The following is a 17,655-nucleotide window of genomic DNA, read 5'->3' on the forward strand; positions in this document are numbered from 1 at the left end:
TCAGTGCAGTAAGGTGGCCGCCTGGGCGGCCAGGTCGAGCACCGGCTGCGGGAAGATGCCCAACGCCACAGTCACCAAGGCGCACACCGCAATTGCGGCCTTGCTCAGCACGCCGGGCTCGACCACGTGCGGCGTGGTATCGGTCGGTTCGGTGAAGAACATCGACACGATCACCCGCACATAGAAGTAGGCGGCGATCGCGCTGGAGATCACACCGATGATCACCAGCGGCACCGCCCCGCCCTGGGCCGCGGCCCGGAACACGGCGAACTTGCTGATGAACCCGCTCGTCAGCGGGATCCCCGCAAACGCCAGCAAGAACATCGAAAGCATCACGCCCACAATGGGAGAGCGCTGACCCAGCCCGGCCCAGTGCGACAGTTCGGCGTCCTCGACGCCGTCGGAACCGCGGATCAGTCCGACAATCGCGAACGCGCCCACCGTGCTGAAGCTGTAGGCCACCAGATAGAACAACGTTCCGGACAGGCCCTCGGCGCTGTCGGCGATCACACCGGTGAGGATGAAACCGACGTGGGCCACCGACGAATACGCCAGCATGCGTTTGACGTCGACCTGATTCACCGCGGTGATGGTGCCGACGAGCATGGTCAGGATCGAGATAGCCCACAGCACCGGGCGCCAGTCGTGATGCAGGGGAGGCAGCGCCACGTAGACCACCCGCAGCAGTGCGCCGAAGGCCGCGACCTTGGTGGCCGCCGCCATGAACCCGGTGATCGGGGTGGGCGCACCCTGATACACGTCGGGAATCCAGGAGTGGAACGGCACCGCGCCGACCTTGAACAGCAGGCCCACCGACAGCAGCGCGACGCCGACCAACGCCATCGACTCATCGCTCTGCGCGGCAAGCGAATCGCGGATACCGGTCAGGGTCAGCGTGCCGGTTGCCCCATACAGCAACGCGACCCCGTAGAGGAAGAACGCCGACGAGAAGGCGCCCAGCAGAAAATACTTCAGCGCCGATTCCTGCGACATCAGCCGGCGGTGCCGGGCCAGTCCGCACATCAGGTACAGCGGCAGCGAAAGAACTTCCAGCGCAACGAACATGGTCAGCAGATCGTTGGAGGCGGGGAACACCATCATGCCGCCGACCGACAGCAGCAGCAGCGGGAAGAGTTCGGTCTGGGCGGCCCCGGCGCGCTGCGCCTCTTGCTCGGCGTCACTGCCGGGCACCGAAGACGCTTGCGGGGTAAAGGAATCCAATCCCGCGAACACCTTGGCGGACTTCTTGACCGCGACCTTGCTGCGCTCGGCCACGAAAATGGTCGCCAGCACCGCAACCAACAGAATGGTGCCCTGCAGGAACAGCGCCGCCCGATCGACGGCCATCGCGCCCATCACGGTGCGCCGGCCCTCGGCCGGAACCGATCGGGCCACCACGACCACCGCCACGAACGCGGCGACCAACCCGGTGAGGGTCAGGAACACCTGAGCGCCGTAGCGGAGTCGCCGCGGCAGGAAGGCTTCGGCTACCACCCCGACGACTGCGACACCGAAGACGATGAACAGCGGGGACAGCAGGAAGTACTCGATGCTGGGGGAGGGCAGGATCATCGGTGCGGTCCTTCGGCTGTCCGGGGTACCTGCATAGGAACGGTGGGTGCGGGATCGTGTTGGCCGATGGTCTGCATGGTGTGGTCGACCGCCGGGTTGATGACGTCCAAGATCGGCTTGGGGTACACACCGAGCACCAGCAGCAGCGCGATAAGCGGTGCGACGACCACCATTTCGCGGCCGGCCAGGTCGCGGATCTTCTCGTTGCCGGTCGCCACCGGGCCGGTCATCACGCGCTGGTAGAGCCAGAGCATGTAGATCGCGGCCAGCACCAGCGCGGTGACCCCGAACGCGGCGGCCACCCAGTAGCGGTTGAAAGTCCCCAGCAGCACCAGGAATTCGCTGACGAACGGCGCCAGCCCGGGCAGCGAGAGGGTGGCCATGCAGGAGACCAGGAAGGTGCCCGCCAAGATCGGGGCCACCTTCTGCACGCCCCCGTAGTCGGAGATCGACCGACTGCCGCGCCGGGACACCAGGAAACCGGCGATCAGGAACACCGCCGCCGTCGAGAGGCCGTGGTTGAGCATGTACAGCGTCGAGCCGCTCTGGCCCTGCGTGGTCATCACGAAGATACCGGCGATGATGAACCCGAAGTGCGAGATCGAGGTGTAGGCGATCAGGCGCATCATGTCGGTCTGGCCGATCGCCACGATCGCGCCGTAGATCACCCCGATGATGGCCAGCGCCACGATCACCGGCCGGAAATACGTTGAGGCATCAGGGAACAGCTGCAGGCAGTAGCGCAGCATGCCGAACGTGCCGACCTTGTCCATCACAGCGGTGATCAGCACCGCGGTCGCCGGCGTGGATTCGACCGCGGCGTCGGGCAGCCAGCGGTGCAGTGGCCACAGCGGCGCTTTGACCGCGAACGCGAACATGAAGCCCAGGAAGATGGCCTTGAACACCGCGGGATCCACGTCGCTGTAGCGGCCCCACTGCACGCCGGTGACGATCTCGCGGAAATCGAAGGTGCCGCCCCCGTGCTGCGCGGTCACCACGTACAGCCCGATCACCGCCGCCAGCATGATCAACCCGCCGAACAGGTTGTACAGCAAGAACTTCACCGCTGCCTTCGAACGTCCGGCACCGTGACCGAAGCCGCCGATCAAGAAGTACATCGGGATCAGCATCGCCTCGAAGAACACGTAGAACAGCAGCACGTCGAGGGCGACCACCGAGATCAGCACCATCGACTCGATAGCCAGCGTCAGTGCGACGTAGGCGTGTACCCCGCGCGGGCTGGTCTGGCCACCGTCATTCCAGCCGGCGATAAGCAGCAGCGGGATCAGCACCGTGGTGAGCACCACCAGGACGAGCGCGATACCGTCCACGCCCAACGTGTATCCGGTGCCGAAAGCCGGTATCCACTGGTGTGATTCGACGAATTGGTAGTTGCTGCCGCCCGGTTTGAAACCGATACCGACGACCAGCGACACCGCCAGGGTCAGCACGCTGACCACCACGCCAGTCCATTTGGCGAGCTGGCGCTGGCCCGGCGGCAGCAGGATGACCAGCACCGACCCGGCCAGCGGCAGCAGCCACAGCACGGTCAGCCAGGGAACATCAGTCATGAGCGCCGCTCCTCCTCATCGCTTCGCTCTGCATCGTCGCGACGAGTCATGAGCGCCGCTCCTCCTCATCGCTTCGCTCTGCATCGTCGCGACGCGGGCGCTCACCACAGGTTCACCGCCAACAATGCGCCGGCCACCACGGCGGCACCCAGCAGCATCGACAGCGCATAGTTGCGGGCGAAGCCGGTCTGAAAGCCGCGCAGGCGATTCGACGTTCGGCCCACCAGCGCGGCCAGTCCGTTGACCGATCCGTCCACACCGGCGTCGTCGGCGACGACCAGCGCGTGTGTCAGTTGCGCACCGGGGCGCATGAAGACCTCCTCGTTGAAGGCGTCGCCGTAGGCGTCGGCGCGGGCGGCCGTCGTGAGCACCGAGACGCGGGCCGGGGCGACCCGCGGGATTTCCGCCTTGCCGCCGTACATCCGGTAGGCCACCACAACTCCGACCAGGACGACCGCCAGCGCCGCGGCACTGACCGCCGCGGCCGGAATGCCGTGCGCGGCTTCCTCGTGCACACCGACGACGGGTTCCAGCCAGTGCTTCAGCGAGTCGCCGTAGGTGAACAGGAAACCGGAAAACACCGAGCCGAACGCCAGCAGGATCATCGGCATCGTCATCAGCGCCGGCGACTCGTGCGGGTGGGTCCCCGGCGTCCAGCGCTTCTTGCCGAAGAAGGTCATCAGCATCACCCGGGTCATGTAGAACGCGGTGATGCCCGCACCCAGCAGCGCGGCCCCGCCGAGCACGTAGCCGCGGGTGCCACCCGCGCCCAGGGCCGCCTCGATGATCGCGTCCTTGGAGAAGAAGCCGGCGAACGGCCACACCCCGATGATCGCCAGATACCCCAGACCGAAGGTGGCGAAGGTGATCGGCAGAGCCTTGCGCAGCGCGCCGTAGCGGCGCATGTCCTGCTCCTCGTGCATGGCATGGATGATCGACCCGGAGCCCAGGAACAGCCCGGCCTTGAAGAAGCCGTGGGTGAGCAGGTGCATGATCGCGAAGGGGTAGCCGGCCGGGCCCAGGCCCGCGGCCAGCACCATGTAGCCGATCTGGCTCATCGTGGAGGCGGCCAGGGCCCGCTTGATGTCGTCCTTGGCGCAGCCGATGAACGCTCCCAGCATCAGGGTCACCGCGCCGACGATGACGACGGCCAGCTGCGCGCCGGGCGCCAGGTTGAACACCGGGTTGGACCGCACGATCAGGTAGACACCGGCGGTCACCATGGTGGCGGCGTGGATCAGCGCGGACACCGGGGTGGGGCCCTCCATGGCGTCGCCCAACCAGGCCTGCAGCGGCACCTGGGCGGATTTGGCGCACGCACCCATCAGCAGCAGCAGACCCATCGCGTTCAGCACGCCCTGACTGGCGGCGGGCGCCCCGGCGAACACGCCGCTGTAGGACACCGTGCCGAAGGTGCCGAACATCAGGAACATCGCCAATGCCAACCCGGCGTCGCCGACCCGGTTCATCACGAACGCCTTCTTGGCCGCCGTGGCCGCCGACGGCTTGTGGTACCAGAAGCCGATCAGCAGGTAGGAAGCCAGGCCCACGCCTTCCCAGCCGACGTAGAGCAGCACGTAGTTGTCCGCGACCACCAGCAGCAGCATCGAGGCCAGGAACAGATTGAGGTAGCCGAAGAAGCGGCGGCGGTCCGGGTCCTCGGCCATGTAGGCGATCGAATAGATGTGGATCAGCGAGCCCACTCCGGAGATCAGCAGCACGAAACACATTGACAGCTGGTCGATCTGCAGGCCGAAGTCGACGTGCAGGCCACCGACGGGAATCCAGGAGTACACCGTCTGGGCGATGGTCCGGTCGCCTTCGCCACGACCGAGCATCTCGGCTAGCAGCGTGGCTCCCACGCCGAACGCGGACAGCGCGGCCAGTGTGCCCAGCCAGTGGCCGAAGGCGTCGGTGCGCCGACCGCCGAACAGCAGGATCGCGGCACCTGCCAGGGGCAGTGCCACCAGCAGCCAGGTGTAGTGAATCATCTTGGCGTTTCTAGCCTTTGAGTAGATTCGCGTCGTCGACCGACGCCGATTTGCGGGCACGGAAAATCGTCATGATGATGGCCAGGCCGATCACGACCTCGCAGGCCGCGACAACCATGGTGAAGAACGCGATCATCTGTCCGTCGAGCTTGCCGTGCATGCGGGCGAAGGTGACGAACGCCAGGTTGACGGCGTTGAGCATCAGCTCCACACACATGAACATGACGATCGCGTTGCGCCGCAACAGCACGCCGGCGGCGCCAATGGTGAACAGCAGGGCCGAGAGGTAGAGGTAGTTGGCCGGGTTCATGACGCACCGCCTTTGGGGCCGCCGGACACGGCTTCGGGGGAGGGGGTGGCAAGGCCGTCGGCCCCGCGGGTGCGCAGGATCTTGGAAACCGACAACTCCGAGTAGGAGCCGTCGGGCAGCAGCGCGGCCACATCGACGGCGTTGTGCCGGGCGTAGACACCGGGGTTCGGCAGCGGCGTCGGGTGGCCTCCCGGACGGAAGCGTTCCTCGGCGAGCTCGCGCTGGGTCTTGCGGCGCTCGAAACGCTCCCGGTGCGCCAGGATCATCGCCCCGACCGCCGCGGTGATCAACAGCGCGCTGGTCAATTCGAAGGCCCACAGGTAGCGCGAGAAGATCAGCGCCGCAAGGCCTTCGACGTTTCCGTTGGCGTTCGCGGCAGCCAGCCCGGAGAAGCCGCCGGTGGCCACGTTGCCGATCCCGGCGATCAGCAGCACACCGAACCCGATGCCGGTCACCACACCGGCGACCCGCTGGCCGTGCAGCGTCTCTTTGAGCGACTCGGCGGAGTCGACGCCGATGAGCATCAGCACGAACAGGAACAGCATCATCACCGCGCCGGTGTAGACGACGACTTGGACGACGCCGAGGAACAGCGCGTCCTGGGCCATGTAGAACACCGCCAGGATGAGCATCGTCATCGCCAGGAACATCGCGGAGTAGACCGCGTTGACGGCCAGCACCACCCCGAGTGCGCCGATCAATGCCGCGGTGCCCAGCACCCAGAACATCACCGCTTCACCGGTGGAGGTGCGGACCAGCGTGTCGGCCGCGACGTTGGCGGCCAGGGTGGCGATCATTTGGCGTCCTGGCTTTGACGCAGACCGTGGGCGGTCACGTTGCCCAGGTAGTAGTCCTTGTCGGTGGCGCCCTCGGCCCGCGGGTGCGGCGGCGCGAGCATGTCCTGCAGCAGCGGCGCCAGCAGCCGGTCCTTCTCGTAGATCAGGTCGGCGCGGTTGTCGTCGGCCAGTTCGTAGTCGTTGGTCATGGTCAGCGCCCGGGTGGGGCAGGCCTCGATGCACAGGCCGCAGCCGATGCAGCGTAGGTAGTTGATCTGATAGACGCGCCCGTAGCGTTCGCCCGGGGAGTACCGGGCTTCCTCGGTGTTGTCCGCGCCCTCGACGTAGATCGCGTCGGCCGGACACGACCAGGCGCACAACTCGCAGCCGATGCACTTCTCCAGGCCGTCGGGGTACCGGTTGAGCTGATGGCGTCCGTGGTAGCGCGGCGCCACCGGGCCCGGCTTCTCCGGATATTCCTCGGTGACGGTCTTTTTGAACATCGAGCTGAATGTCACGCCGAATCCGGCCAGGGCGTCCAACGGACGCCGGAGTGGGTTAGCCACGTGCCTTCTCCTTGCTCGCGCCGATCGGCTGTTCGAGTTTCTTCAGCGGCAGCGGCGGCACCGGGAACGCCGGTTCGGTGCTGCCGCGCTCCTCGAGCTGCTGGCGGCGCTGGCGGGCGCGCGCCCTGGGGCTCGGTGCGCTGAACGGTTTGCGCAGCGTCGCCAACAGCAGCGCGCCGACGACGAGGCTGCTGATCACCAGGACCACCGTCCAATGCTGGTAGCCCTGGTTGCGCAGGGTGCGGACGACGGCGGCGATCATGATCCACACCAGCGAGACCGGGATCAGCAACTTCCAGCCCAGCGACATGAACTGGTCGTAGCGGAACCGGGGCAGGCTGGCGCGCAGCCAGAAGTAGATGAACAGGAAGGTCCACATCTTGGCGGTGAACCAGAGCACCGGCCACCAGCCGGAGTTGGCGCCGTCCCACATGTTCAGCGGCCACGGGGCATGCCAGCCGCCGAAGAACATGACGGTGGCCAGGGACGACACGGTCATCATGTTGACGTACTCGGCGAGCATGAAGATCGCGAACTTCAGCGACGAGTACTCGGTGTGGAAGCCGGCGACCAGCTCGCCTTCGGCCTCGGGCAGGTCGAAGGGTGCCCGGTTGGTTTCGCCGACCATCGAGATCAGGTAGATGATGAACGACGGGAGCAGCAGGAAGACGTACCAGACCCGGTCCTGGCTGGCCACGATCTGCGACGTCGACATGGAGCCGGCGTAGAGGAACACCGCGGCGAACGACAGCCCCATCGCCACCTCGTAGGAGATGACCTGGGCGGTCGATCGCACCCCGCCCAGCAGCGGGTAGGTGGAGCCGGACGCCCAGCCGCCCAGTACGATGCCGTACACGCCGATCGCCGAGAGCCCCAGGATGAACAGCACCGCGACCGGAAGGTCGGTGAGCTGCAACGGTGTCCAGTGGCCGAAGACCGACACCTCGGGGCCGAACGGGATGAACGCGAACGCGGTGAACGCCGGGATCGCCGAGATGGCCGGTGCGGCGAAGTAGACGAACCAGTCGACGCCGCCGGGAGTGATGCTTTCCTTGAGCGCCAGCTTGATTCCGTCGGCCAGGCTCTGCAGGGTGCCCCACGGGCCGACCCGGTTGGGGCCGGGCCGCAACTGCATCCAGCCCAGGATCTTCCGCTCGAGCAGGATCGCCACCAGCACGTTAAGCATCAGGAACACGAAGATGGCCAGGGTCTTGCCGACCACCAGCCACCACGGATCGTGCCCGAAAGCGGTCAAGCCGTTCATGATTTCGCCCCGATCTTCACCACGCTGCCTGCGGTCACGCCCAGTTGCCGGTGTACCGCCGAGCCGGGCGAGTTCAACGGCAACCACACCACCCGGTCGGGCATGTCGGTGATGTTGAGCGGCAATGTGATCGAGCCGCGCGGGGTGCTGACCGTGACGGGTTCACCGTCGGCGGCGCCGATCTCGGCCGCGGTGTCCGGCGACAGCCGCACCTCGGGTTGGCGCGCGGTTCCGGCCAGATGCGGTTCGCCGTCCTGGCCGCGGCCGGCGTCGAGCAGCAACCGCCAGCCGGTCAGCACCGCTTCGCCGGCGCCGGGCTGGGCGGGCGCTGCGGCCTGGACCGACGGCCCGGCCGGGCGTTCACCGTCCCAGGTACCCAGCGCCGCCAGTTCTTCGCGGGCCGACTCCACCGAGGCGCAGCCGAGGTAGATGCCCATCTCGTCGGCCAGCGTGTCGAGCACCCGGTGATCGGATTGGCCGGCCTGCACGGTGGTGCCACGGAACACCGGTTCGAAGCCGCGGTAGCGGCCTTCCCAGTTGACGAACGCGCCCGGCTTCTGCGTGGTCGGCGCCACCGGGAACACCACGTCGGCGCGTTCGGTGACCTCGCTGTGCCGCAACTCCAAGCTGACCACGAACGGCGCCGCATCGAGTGCGCCCAGCACCGCCTCGGGATCGGCGAAGTCGCCGGGCTCGATGCCGCCCACCAGCAGCGCACCCAGGGTGCCGTCGGCGGCGGCGGCCAGGATGCCGTCGGCGTCCCGCCCTGGCGCGGTAGGCAATTCGTCCACGTGCCACGCGGCGAGGACCTGTGCCCGGGCGGCGTCGTCGGCGACGGGGCGACCGCCCGGCAACAGGCCGGGCAGCGCGCCGGCTTCCAGCGCGCCCCGCTCACCGGCGCGCCGGGGCACCCAGGCCAGCCGGGCGCCGGTGGCCTCGGCCAGTCGGGCCGCGGCCGTCAGGCCGCCGGGAACAGTGGCCAGACGCTCCCCGACCATGATGACCGCGCCGGGTTTGCGCAGCAGCTCTCCCACCTCGCCGTCGGTCAAGCCGTCCAGCGTGGCGGGCTCGGCGCCGGGCGCGGTGCGCAGCAGCCGGCCGGACATCTTGGCCAGGGCGCGGGTGGCGAACGGCGCCACCCCGTAGACCGGAACACCGTTCTTGCGGGCGGCCTTTCGCAACCGCAGGAACACCGACGGCGACTCTTCCTCGGGCTCGAACCCGACCAGCAGCACCACCGGGGCGGTCTCCAGGTCGGAGAAGCTGACGGTGACCGGCCGCCCGGCGACGTGCGCCGCCAGGAAGTCGGCCTCCTCGGCCGAGAAGGGTCGGGCGCGGAAGTCGATGTCGTTGGTGCCCAACACAATTCGCGCGAACTTTGCGTAGGCGTAGGCGTCTTCCCAGGTGACCCGGCCGCCGACCAGAACCCCGGTGTTGCCGCGGGCCGCGTCGAGTCCCTGCACCGCGGCCACGATCGCGTGCGACCACGACGCGGGCTGCAGCGTCCCGTCGGCGTCGCGGATCAGCGGCGTGGTGAGGACGTCGGGTTGGGTCGCGTAGGTGAACGCCCAGCGGCCCTTGTCGCAGATCCATTCCTCGTTGACTTCGGGGTCGTCGCCGGCCAACCGGCGCATCACCTTGCCGCGTCGATGGTCGGTGCGCTCGGCGCAGCCACCCGCGCAGTGCTCGCACACGCTCGGGCTGGACACCAGGTCGAAGGGACGGGCCCGGAACCGGTAGGACATCCCGGTCAACGCGCCCACCGGGCAGATTTGCACGGTGTTGCCGGAGAAGTAGGAGTCGAACGGCTCGTTGGCGTAGATGCCGACCTGCTGCAGCGCGCCGCGCTCCTGCATGTCGATGAACGGGTCACCGGCGATCTGGTCGGAGAACCGGGTGCAGCGGGCGCACAGGATGCACCGCTCCCGGTCCAGCAGCACCTGCGAGGATATGTTGATCGGCTTGGCGAAGGTGCGCTTGGTGTCGGTGAAGCGAGATTCCGCGCGGCCGTTGGACATCGCCTGGTTCTGCAACGGGCATTCACCGCCCTTGTCGCACATCGGACAGTCCAGCGGGTGATTGATCAGCAGCAGTTCCATCACGCCGTGCTGGGCCTTATCGGCGGCCGGCGAGGTGAGCTGGGTGTGCACCTGCATGTCGTCGGTGCACACCGTGGTGCACGACGCCATCGGCTTGCGCTGGCCCTCCACCTCCACCAGGCACTGCCGGCACGCGCCGACCGGGTCGAGCAGCGGGTGGTCGCAGAACCGGGGAATCTGAATCCCCATCAGCTCAGCCGCGCGGATCACCAAAGTGCCTTTGGGAACACTGATTTCGACGCCGTCGATGGTCAGCGACACCATGTCCGGCGGGGTCGCCTCGCCGGTCTTGTCGGTCGCATCAGAAGTCGTGGTCATCGGCAGGTCACGCCTTTCCGTCCGGCGAGAGCATGGAGTCTCGGGGGTCGAACGGGCATCCGCCTCTTTCGACATGGGCGAGGTATTCGTCGCGGAAAAACTTGATCGAGGACATCACCGGGCTGGCGGCGCCATCGCCCAACGCGCAGAACGACTTTCCGAGTATCGCGTCGGAGATGTCCAACAGCTTGTCGAGGTCTTCGCGGGTGCCCTGGCCGTTTTCCAGTCGTGCGTAGATCTTGTCCAGCCAGAAGGTGCCTTCGCGGCACGGTGTGCACTTGCCGCAGGACTCGTGCTTGTAGAACTCGGTCCAGCGCCGCACCGCCCGCACCACGCAGGTGGTCTCGTCGAAGATCTCCAAAGCTTTGGTGCCCAGCATCGAGCCGACCCCGCCGACTCCTTCGTAATCCAGTGGGACGTCGAGATGTTCGTCGGTCAGCAGCGGCGTGGACGACCCGCCCGGGGTCCAGAACTTGAGCCGGTGCCCGGCCCGCACGCCGCCGGCGTAATCGAGCAACTCGCGCAGCGTGATTCCCAGCGGCGCCTCGTACTGGCCGGGCCGGGTGACGTGCCCGGACAGCGAATACAGCGTGAAGCCCGGTGACTTTTCGGTGCCCATGGAGCGGAACCAGTCGACGCCGTTGCGGATGATCGACGGGACGCTGGCGATGGTCTCCACGTTGTTGATCACCGTCGGGCAGCCGTAGAGGCCGGCGACGGCGGGGAAGGGTGGCCGCAGCCGGGGCTGGCCGCGGCGGCCTTCCAGCGAGTCCAGCAGCGCGGTCTCCTCGCCGCAGATGTAGGCGCCGGCGCCGGCGTGCACCACCAGCTCCAGGTCGAAACCGGAGCCGCCGATGTCGCGGCCCAGATAACCGGCGGCGTAGGCCTCGGCCACCGCGTTCTGCAGCCGGCGCAACACCGGTACCACCTCGCCGCGCACGTAGATGAACGCGTGGCTGGCCCGGATCGCGTAGGAGGCGATTATCACGCCTTCCACCAGCACGTGCGGCGTGGCCAGCATCAGCGGAATGTCTTTGCACGTACCGGGTTCGGACTCGTCGGCGTTGACCACCAGGTAGTGCGGCTTGGCGGCGGCGCCGGAGTCGCCCTGCGGGATGAACGACCACTTGGTGCCGGTGGAGAATCCCGCACCGCCGCGACCGCGCAGTCCGGAGTCCTTGACCGTCGTGATCACGTCGTCGGGGTCCATTGCCAGGGCCTTCTTCATGGCCTGGTAGCCGTCATGACGTTCGTAGGTCGCCAGCGACCACGACTCGGGGTCGTCCCAGTACCGGCTGATGACCGGCGTCAAAGGTGTTGTCATGCTTTGCCTTCCGGCGCGCTGCCCGGAACGGGGGGTGCCTGCATATCGTTGTCCTGTGCCACCCGCAGGCCGGCCAGGGTGGCCGCGCCGGCCCCACCCTGGCCTTCGTCGGGGCGTTCGTCGCGCAGACCGGCCAGGATGCGCGAGGTCTCGCGGAACTTGCACAGCGGCGCCCCGCGGGTGGGGGGCACCGGCTCACCGGACCGCAGCGAGTCGACGAGCCGGCGCGCCGACTCGGTGGTCTGATTGTCGTAGAACTCCCAGTTGACCATCACCACCGGCGCGAAATCGCAGGCGGCGTTGCATTCGATGTGCTGCAGCGTGACCGATCCGTCGGGGGTGGTCTCGTCGTTGCCGATGCCGAGGTATTCCTTGAGGTCGTCGAAGATTGCGTCGCCGCCCATCACCGCGCACAGCGTATTGGTGCAGACACCCACGAAGTAGTCACCGGTGGGACCGCGCCGATACATGGTGTAGAAGCTGGCCACCGCCGATACCTCGGCGCCGGTCAGGTCTAGTTGCTGCGCGCAGAACTCCATTCCGGCCGGGGTGATGTAGGAGTCCTCGCCCTGCACCAGGTGCAGCAGCGGCAGCAACGCCGACCGCTTGTTCGGGTACTTGGCGATGATCTCCTTGGCCTCGAGTTCCAGTCGCGCCTGCACCTCCGGCGCATACGACTCCGGGGCGCCCTCCACCACGAACTGGTTGGGTTCCGACGGGGGAGGCCCGAGCCGGATGAAGACCCGCTCGCCGCTGTTCGACGCGGACGGCGCGCTCACCGGTCCACCCCGCCCATCACGGGGTCGATGCTGGCGACCGCGGTGATCAGGTCGGCCACCATCCCGCCTTCACACATCGCCGCCACCGACTGCAGATTGGTGAAGGAAGGGTCGCGATAGTGCACCCGGTAGGGCCGGGTGCCCCCGTCGCTGACCATGTGCACGCCGAGTTCGCCGCGCGGGGATTCCACCGCCGTGTAGACCTGTCCGGCCGGAACGCGGATGCCCTCGGTCACCAGCTTGAAGTGGTGGATCAGCGCTTCCATCGAGCTGCCCATGATCTTGGCGATGTGCTCAGGGGAGTTACCCATTCCGTCGGGGCCCACGTAAAGGTCTGCGGGCCAAGCGATCTTGCGGTCCTCGACCATCGTCGGGCCGGGCCGCAGCTTGTCCAGGCACTGTTCGACGATCTTGATCGACTCCCACATCTCCTTGACGCGAATGATGTAGCGCGCGTACGCATCACAGGTGTCTTCGGTGATCACGTCGAACTCGTAGTCCTGGTAGCCGCAGTACGGCTCGTTCTTGCGCAGGTCGTAGGGCAGACCGGTGGCGCGCAGGATCGGGCCGGTGATGCCCAGGGCCATACAACCGGTCAGATCGAGGTATCCGACGTCTTCGGTACGGGCCTTCCAGATCGCGTTCTCGTTGAGCAGGTCGCCCATCTCGCGCAGGATTTTGCGGAGTTGTACGAGGGCTTCGGCGACGTCGTCGGCCCCGCCGGGCGGCAGGTCCTGCGCCAGGCCGCCGGGCCGGATGTAGGCGCTGTTCATCCGCAGGCCGGTGATCTTCTCGAACAGGGTCAGGATCACTTCGCGGCCCCGGAAGCCGACGAACATCGGCGTCATCGCGCCCAGCTCCATCCCGCCGGTCGCCAGCGCGACCAGGTGCGAGGAGATCCGGTTGAGCTCCATCATCATCACCCGGATGACGTTGACCCGCTCCGGGATCTGCTCGGTGATGCCGAGCAGCTTCTCCACGCCCAGGCAGTACGCGGTTTCGTTGAAAAACGGTGAGAGGTAATCCATTCGGGTGACGAAGGTGACGCCCTGCGTCCAGTACCGGTATTCGAGGTTCTTCTCGATTCCGGTGTGCAGGTAGCCGATTCCGCAGCGGGCCTCGGTGACCGTCTCGCCCTCGATTTCGAGGATCAGCCGCAGCACCCCGTGGGTGGACGGGTGCTGCGGGCCCATGTTGACGACGATGCGTTCGCCGGGGTCGGCGTTGCGTGCGGCGTCGACGACCTTGTCCCAGTCCTGACCGCCGGCGACGACGAGAGTTTCGGTGGTGCTCATCAGTTGTAACCCCTCCGCTCGTCGGGCGGAGGAATCTGCGCGCCCTTGTATTCGACCGGGATACCGCCCAACGGGTAGTCCTTGCGTTGCGGATGCCCGTGCCAGTCGTCGGGCATCTCGATCCGGGTCAGCGACGGGTGCCCGTCGAAGATGATGCCGAAGAAGTCGTACGTCTCGCGCTCGTGCCAGTCGTTGGTCGGGTAGACGGCGAACAGCGAAGGAATGTGCGGATCACTGTCCGGCGCCGACACTTCCAGTCGCAGCCGGCGGTTGTGCGTGATCGACTTCAGCGGGTAGACGGCGTGCAGTTCGCGGCCGGTCTCGTGCGGGTAGTGCACGCCGTTGACGCCCATGCACAGTTCGAAGCGCAGCTCCGGTTCGTCGCGCAGGCGCTGGGCGACCTCTACCAGCCGATCCCGGTGCACGTGCAGGGTGAGCTCGTCGCGGTCGACCACCACCTTCTCGATCGCCTCGTCGAACTCGACGCCGTCGCGCGACAGCGCCTCGCTCAGTCGATCGGCGATGTCGTCGAAGTAGCTGCCGTAGGGCCGTGGGCTGCCGCCGGGCAGTGTCACTTTGCGAACCAGCCGGCCGTAACCGGAGGTGTCGCCGGTGCCGGACACGCCGAACATGCCGCGGCGGACGTCGATCACCTCGCCGCCCACCGGCACCTGGACGCCCGGGGTGACCGCCGCGCCCTGCGGATCCTTGTCCGGTGAGCTCATCGCAGCAGCCCGCGCATCTCGATGGTGGGCCGGGCCGCCATCGCCGCCTCTTCGGCTTCGGCGATGGCGCGCTCGCGGTTGACCCCCAGCGGCATTTCCTGAATCTTGTCGTGCAGCTTGAGTATTGCGTGCAGCAGCATCTCGGGCCGCGGCGGGCAGCCGGGCAGGTAGATGTCCACCGGGACGATGTGGTCGACGCCCTGCACGATCGCGTAGTTGTTGAACATTCCGCCCGACGAGGCGCACACGCCCATGGCCAGCACCCACTTCGGCTCGGCCATCTGGTCGTAGATCTGGCGCAGCACCGGCGCCATCTTCTGGCTCACCCGGCCCGCGACGATCATCAGGTCGGCTTGTCGCGGCGTCGCCGAGAACCGCTCCATTCCGAACCGGGCGATGTCGAACCTCGGGCCGGCGGTCGCCATCATCTCGATCGCACAACAGGCCAGCCCGAACGTCGCCGGCCACAGCGAGTTCTTGCGGACGTAGCCCGCCACCTTCTCCACCGTGGACAGCAGGATCCCACCGGGAAGCTGTTCTTCGATTCCCACGTCCTACCTCAATCCCACGTCAGGCCGCCGCGGCGCCACACATAGGCGTAGGCCACGAAAACCGTCAACATGAAAACCAGCATTTCGACGAGCGCGAAAACTCCCAGCGAATCGAAGCTGACCGCCCACGGATAGAGGAACACGATCTCGATGTCGAACACGATGAACAACATCGCGGTCAGGTAGTACTTGATCGGGAAACGCTGACCGCTGGCCGCGTGCGGACCGCTGACCGGGCTGTCCGTCGGCTCGATCCCGCATTCGTAGGCCGCCAGCTTCGACCTGTTGAAACGGGTCGGCCCGGTGATGCTGGCCAGGAAGACCGAGCCGATGGCAAACGCCGCGGCAACTGCCGCGAGCACCAGGATGGGTATGTAGGCGTTCAACTCGCTCCACGATCCGTCCGTACGGGCCGCCAGCGCGGGCGGGCAAGCGGGTGATTGGGCTGTAGTGACGGACCGGGCTTGTGGGCCGTCACAGTGACCTTCAACATAGTCGCGCGACCGCCCGAGCACATGCCCGGGGTCAAGCTCATAGACACCGCGGGGTCGCCCGGGTTCGGTGGCGGTTCGCGGCGGCGCCGCACGGCCCGGCGGGCAACCGCCAAGCCGCTGTCCAGACGGCCGGTTTTTGATACCCAGCCAGGCAAAATATCGCTGATTCCGGCGACCGCCAGACGCGTGGAGCGGTTGTTGTTACCCTTACAAGCAGACTGTAGCGGGGGCGATTTGCGAGGTCGCGAGCGCCGTCGGCCGATCTGGGAGGACGCGAACTGTGAGTTTTTTCACGCAGCCGCCGGAGATCATCTCCCCGAAGATGTTCATGGGCGCCGGCAGTGGGCCGATGTTGCAGGCCGCCGCGGCGTGGGACGGTCTGGCCGCAGAGTTGAGTACCGCCGCCGAGTCGTTCGGTTCGGTGATCTCCAACCTGGCCGGACAGGCATGGCAGGGACCGGCAGCCGCGGCCATGGCAGCCGCCGCCGCTCCCTACGCGGGCTGGCTGGCCGCGGCGGCGTCGCAGTCAATGGGTGCGGCGGGACAGGCGCGATCGGTGGTCAGCGCCTTCGAGGCAGCCCGCGCGGCCGTTGTCCATCCGAGTGCGGTGGACGCCAACCGCAATGCGTTCGTGAACTTGGTGATGACGAACCTGTTCGGCCAGAACGCGCCGTTGATCGCGCTGGCCGAGAGCATTTACGAGGAGATGTGGGCCGCCGACGTCACCGCCATGGCCGGGTATTACGCCGACGCCGCGGCGGCGGCCGCGCAGGTGGTGCCGTGGCAGACCGTGCTGCAGAGCTTCCCGGCGCTGACCAGCGGCCTGGCCGGGGGATTGGCCGGCCTGGCCAACTCCGGCGCGGGTAACGGCGCGGGTGCGGCTGCTGGCGCCGCGACCGGGGCGGGACCGATGAGCGCCGGCGGTGCCGGCGGTGCGGCCGGCGGCGGGGGAAGCGCCGACGGCGGTGCGGCCACCACCGCCGGTGGGGCGGGGAGCACCGACGCGGGTCTGGCCCCGGCCAGCTACACCAGCGGCGATCCCGGCGCCTACACCGCCGGCAACGCGGTAGCCCCCGCAGACGCCGGCGCCGTGAGTGCCACCACCGCCAACACCGGCGTCGCGAGCTCGGGTGTCGGGGGCTTCAGCATGATGCCGCTGGCGATGGGTGGCGTGGCGATGGCCGGGCTGCTCGGCGACAGCCCGTCGATGCCGACCCAGTCCAAGGAACCCGCGAAGTCCGCCGAACCCACTAAGGCCGAAGAGTCCTCCGAAAAGTCCGAGGAAGCCGTCGCGACGGAAGAAACCGCGGCTTCGGAGACGCCGGAAATCCCGGCGATGAGCGTGCTGCCCAGCGCGGCGTCCGACATCGCCGCCGCGGCGGCTCCGGGAGTCGGGGCCGCGGCGGCCTCCGCAGCCGCGGGCGCCTCCGGCATCCCGGTGTCACCGCTGCGGGCGGCCGGCGCCAAGCGGGCCGGTAAGGAATCAGAAGACTCGGCAGCCGAGGAATCGGTGCTGCGACTGCGCCCGGAGATCGAGCCGGGAGAGTTCCACCAGGCGCAGGCCGAAGCTCCCGAAGCCGAGGAAAAGATCCAACTCCGGGGCTGACCGCCTGGTCAGAGGGCGGGTGCGCGCAACAGGCTCAGTACCGCGCGGCCCAGCACGATCGGGTCCAGCGGATGCGGCACCGCCGCTTCGGCCCGAGACCAGCTGGCCAGCCACGCGTCGTCGGGACGGCCGGTGAGTACCAGGATCGGCGGACAGTTCGACAGCTCGTCCTTGAGTTGCTTGGCGATTCCCATGCCACCCGTGGGCGTAGCCTCCCCGTCCAGGATGGCCAGGTCGATGCCGCCTTCGTCCATTGTGCGGATCACCATCGGGCCGGTGGCGACTTCCACATAGCTCAACTCCGGCAGATCCGGATGCAGCCGTTTACCCAGCGCCTGCATCACTGCTTGGCGGGTCTGCGCGTTGCTGCTGTAGACGAGGATCTTCAGGGGGCTGCTCGAGTCGGGCACGTGC

Annotated in this window: 16 protein-coding genes; 1 reads left to right on the forward strand and 15 read right to left on the reverse strand. The window is 67.5% G+C overall.

What is annotated here, in order from left to right:
• From nuoN to MKCMC460_RS08680, 14 genes are all read right to left on the reverse strand, one after another.
• Nucleotides 1-1,572 carry an NADH-quinone oxidoreductase subunit NuoN gene (gene nuoN, locus MKCMC460_RS08615; protein WP_236981510.1) on the reverse strand — a complete coding sequence of 524 codons (1,572 nt, stop codon included), beginning with the start codon at nucleotides 1,570-1,572 and terminating at the stop codon, nucleotides 1-3.
• Nucleotides 1,569-3,143, reverse strand: a complete 1,575-nt coding sequence (locus tag MKCMC460_RS08620; RefSeq protein ID WP_238305558.1) for an NADH-quinone oxidoreductase subunit M — start codon at nucleotides 3,141-3,143, stop codon at nucleotides 1,569-1,571. The genes nuoN and MKCMC460_RS08620 overlap by 4 nt, the downstream gene beginning before the upstream one ends.
• A gap of 101 nt (nucleotides 3,144-3,244) precedes the next feature.
• Nucleotides 3,245-5,134 carry an NADH-quinone oxidoreductase subunit L gene (gene nuoL, locus MKCMC460_RS08625; RefSeq protein WP_236981511.1) on the reverse strand — a complete coding sequence of 630 codons (1,890 nt, stop codon included), beginning with the start codon at nucleotides 5,132-5,134 and terminating at the stop codon, nucleotides 3,245-3,247.
• A 10-nt stretch (nucleotides 5,135-5,144) separates the two neighbouring features.
• Nucleotides 5,145-5,444, reverse strand: a complete 300-nt coding sequence (gene nuoK, locus MKCMC460_RS08630; RefSeq protein WP_205876874.1) for an NADH-quinone oxidoreductase subunit NuoK — start codon at nucleotides 5,442-5,444, stop codon at nucleotides 5,145-5,147.
• Nucleotides 5,441-6,241 (reverse strand): NADH-quinone oxidoreductase subunit J, encoded by an 801-nt coding sequence (locus MKCMC460_RS08635; RefSeq protein ID WP_370653093.1) that lies wholly within the window; start codon nucleotides 6,239-6,241, stop codon nucleotides 5,441-5,443. The genes nuoK and MKCMC460_RS08635 overlap by 4 nt, the downstream gene beginning before the upstream one ends.
• Nucleotides 6,238-6,786, reverse strand: coding sequence for an NADH-quinone oxidoreductase subunit NuoI (gene nuoI / locus MKCMC460_RS08640; RefSeq protein WP_255731146.1), 549 nt, complete (start codon nucleotides 6,784-6,786; stop codon nucleotides 6,238-6,240). The genes MKCMC460_RS08635 and nuoI overlap by 4 nt, the downstream gene beginning before the upstream one ends.
• The gene (gene nuoH, locus MKCMC460_RS08645; protein ID WP_236983892.1) at nucleotides 6,779-8,041 is read right to left on the reverse strand and encodes an NADH-quinone oxidoreductase subunit NuoH; all 1,263 of its coding nucleotides are present in this window, start codon (nucleotides 8,039-8,041) and stop codon (nucleotides 6,779-6,781) included. Before nuoH ends, nuoI begins: the two co-directional genes overlap by 8 nt.
• A gap of 5 nt (nucleotides 8,042-8,046) precedes the next feature.
• Nucleotides 8,047-10,467, reverse strand: coding sequence for an NADH-quinone oxidoreductase subunit G (locus MKCMC460_RS08650; protein ID WP_236981512.1), 2,421 nt, complete (start codon nucleotides 10,465-10,467; stop codon nucleotides 8,047-8,049).
• A gap of 7 nt (nucleotides 10,468-10,474) precedes the next feature.
• Complete coding sequence (gene nuoF, locus MKCMC460_RS08655) at nucleotides 10,475-11,791, reverse strand: NADH-quinone oxidoreductase subunit NuoF (protein ID WP_236981513.1); 1,317 nt, start codon at nucleotides 11,789-11,791, stop codon at nucleotides 10,475-10,477.
• On the reverse strand, nucleotides 11,788-12,570 hold the full coding sequence (gene nuoE, locus MKCMC460_RS08660; protein ID WP_236981514.1) for an NADH-quinone oxidoreductase subunit NuoE: 783 nt from the start codon (nucleotides 12,568-12,570) through the stop codon (nucleotides 11,788-11,790). Before nuoE ends, nuoF begins: the two co-directional genes overlap by 4 nt.
• Nucleotides 12,567-13,865, reverse strand: coding sequence for an NADH dehydrogenase (quinone) subunit D (nuoD, locus tag MKCMC460_RS08665; RefSeq protein ID WP_236981515.1), 1,299 nt, complete (start codon nucleotides 13,863-13,865; stop codon nucleotides 12,567-12,569). Before nuoD ends, nuoE begins: the two co-directional genes overlap by 4 nt.
• The gene (locus MKCMC460_RS08670; RefSeq protein ID WP_236981516.1) at nucleotides 13,865-14,590 is read right to left on the reverse strand and encodes an NADH-quinone oxidoreductase subunit C; all 726 of its coding nucleotides are present in this window, start codon (nucleotides 14,588-14,590) and stop codon (nucleotides 13,865-13,867) included. The genes nuoD and MKCMC460_RS08670 overlap by 1 nt, the downstream gene beginning before the upstream one ends.
• Nucleotides 14,587-15,141 (reverse strand): NADH-quinone oxidoreductase subunit B family protein, encoded by a 555-nt coding sequence (locus MKCMC460_RS08675; RefSeq protein ID WP_236981517.1) that lies wholly within the window; start codon nucleotides 15,139-15,141, stop codon nucleotides 14,587-14,589. The genes MKCMC460_RS08670 and MKCMC460_RS08675 overlap by 4 nt, the downstream gene beginning before the upstream one ends.
• Nucleotides 15,142-15,149: 8 nt before the next feature.
• Complete coding sequence (locus MKCMC460_RS08680) at nucleotides 15,150-15,527, reverse strand: NADH-quinone oxidoreductase subunit A (protein WP_236981518.1); 378 nt, start codon at nucleotides 15,525-15,527, stop codon at nucleotides 15,150-15,152.
• 388 nt (nucleotides 15,528-15,915) lie between these two features.
• Between MKCMC460_RS08680 and MKCMC460_RS08685 the strand changes: the two genes are divergently transcribed.
• A complete protein-coding gene (locus tag MKCMC460_RS08685) occupies nucleotides 15,916-17,241 on the forward strand; it encodes a PPE family protein (protein ID WP_238305559.1) in 1,326 nt (441 codons plus the stop codon).
• Nucleotides 17,242-17,249: 8 nt separating this feature from the next.
• On the opposite strand, the gene MKCMC460_RS08690 is transcribed toward MKCMC460_RS08685, so the two are convergent.
• Entirely contained in the window at nucleotides 17,250-17,651 is a 402-nt protein-coding gene (locus MKCMC460_RS08690) for a hypothetical protein (RefSeq protein ID WP_236981519.1), read from the reverse strand.
• Nucleotides 17,652-17,655 lie beyond the last annotated feature (4 nt).

This window comes from Mycobacterium sp. 20KCMC460 (assembly GCF_022179425.1).
In the GTDB taxonomy this organism is placed as follows: Bacteria; Actinomycetota; Actinomycetes; order Mycobacteriales; family Mycobacteriaceae; genus Mycobacterium; species Mycobacterium kiyosense.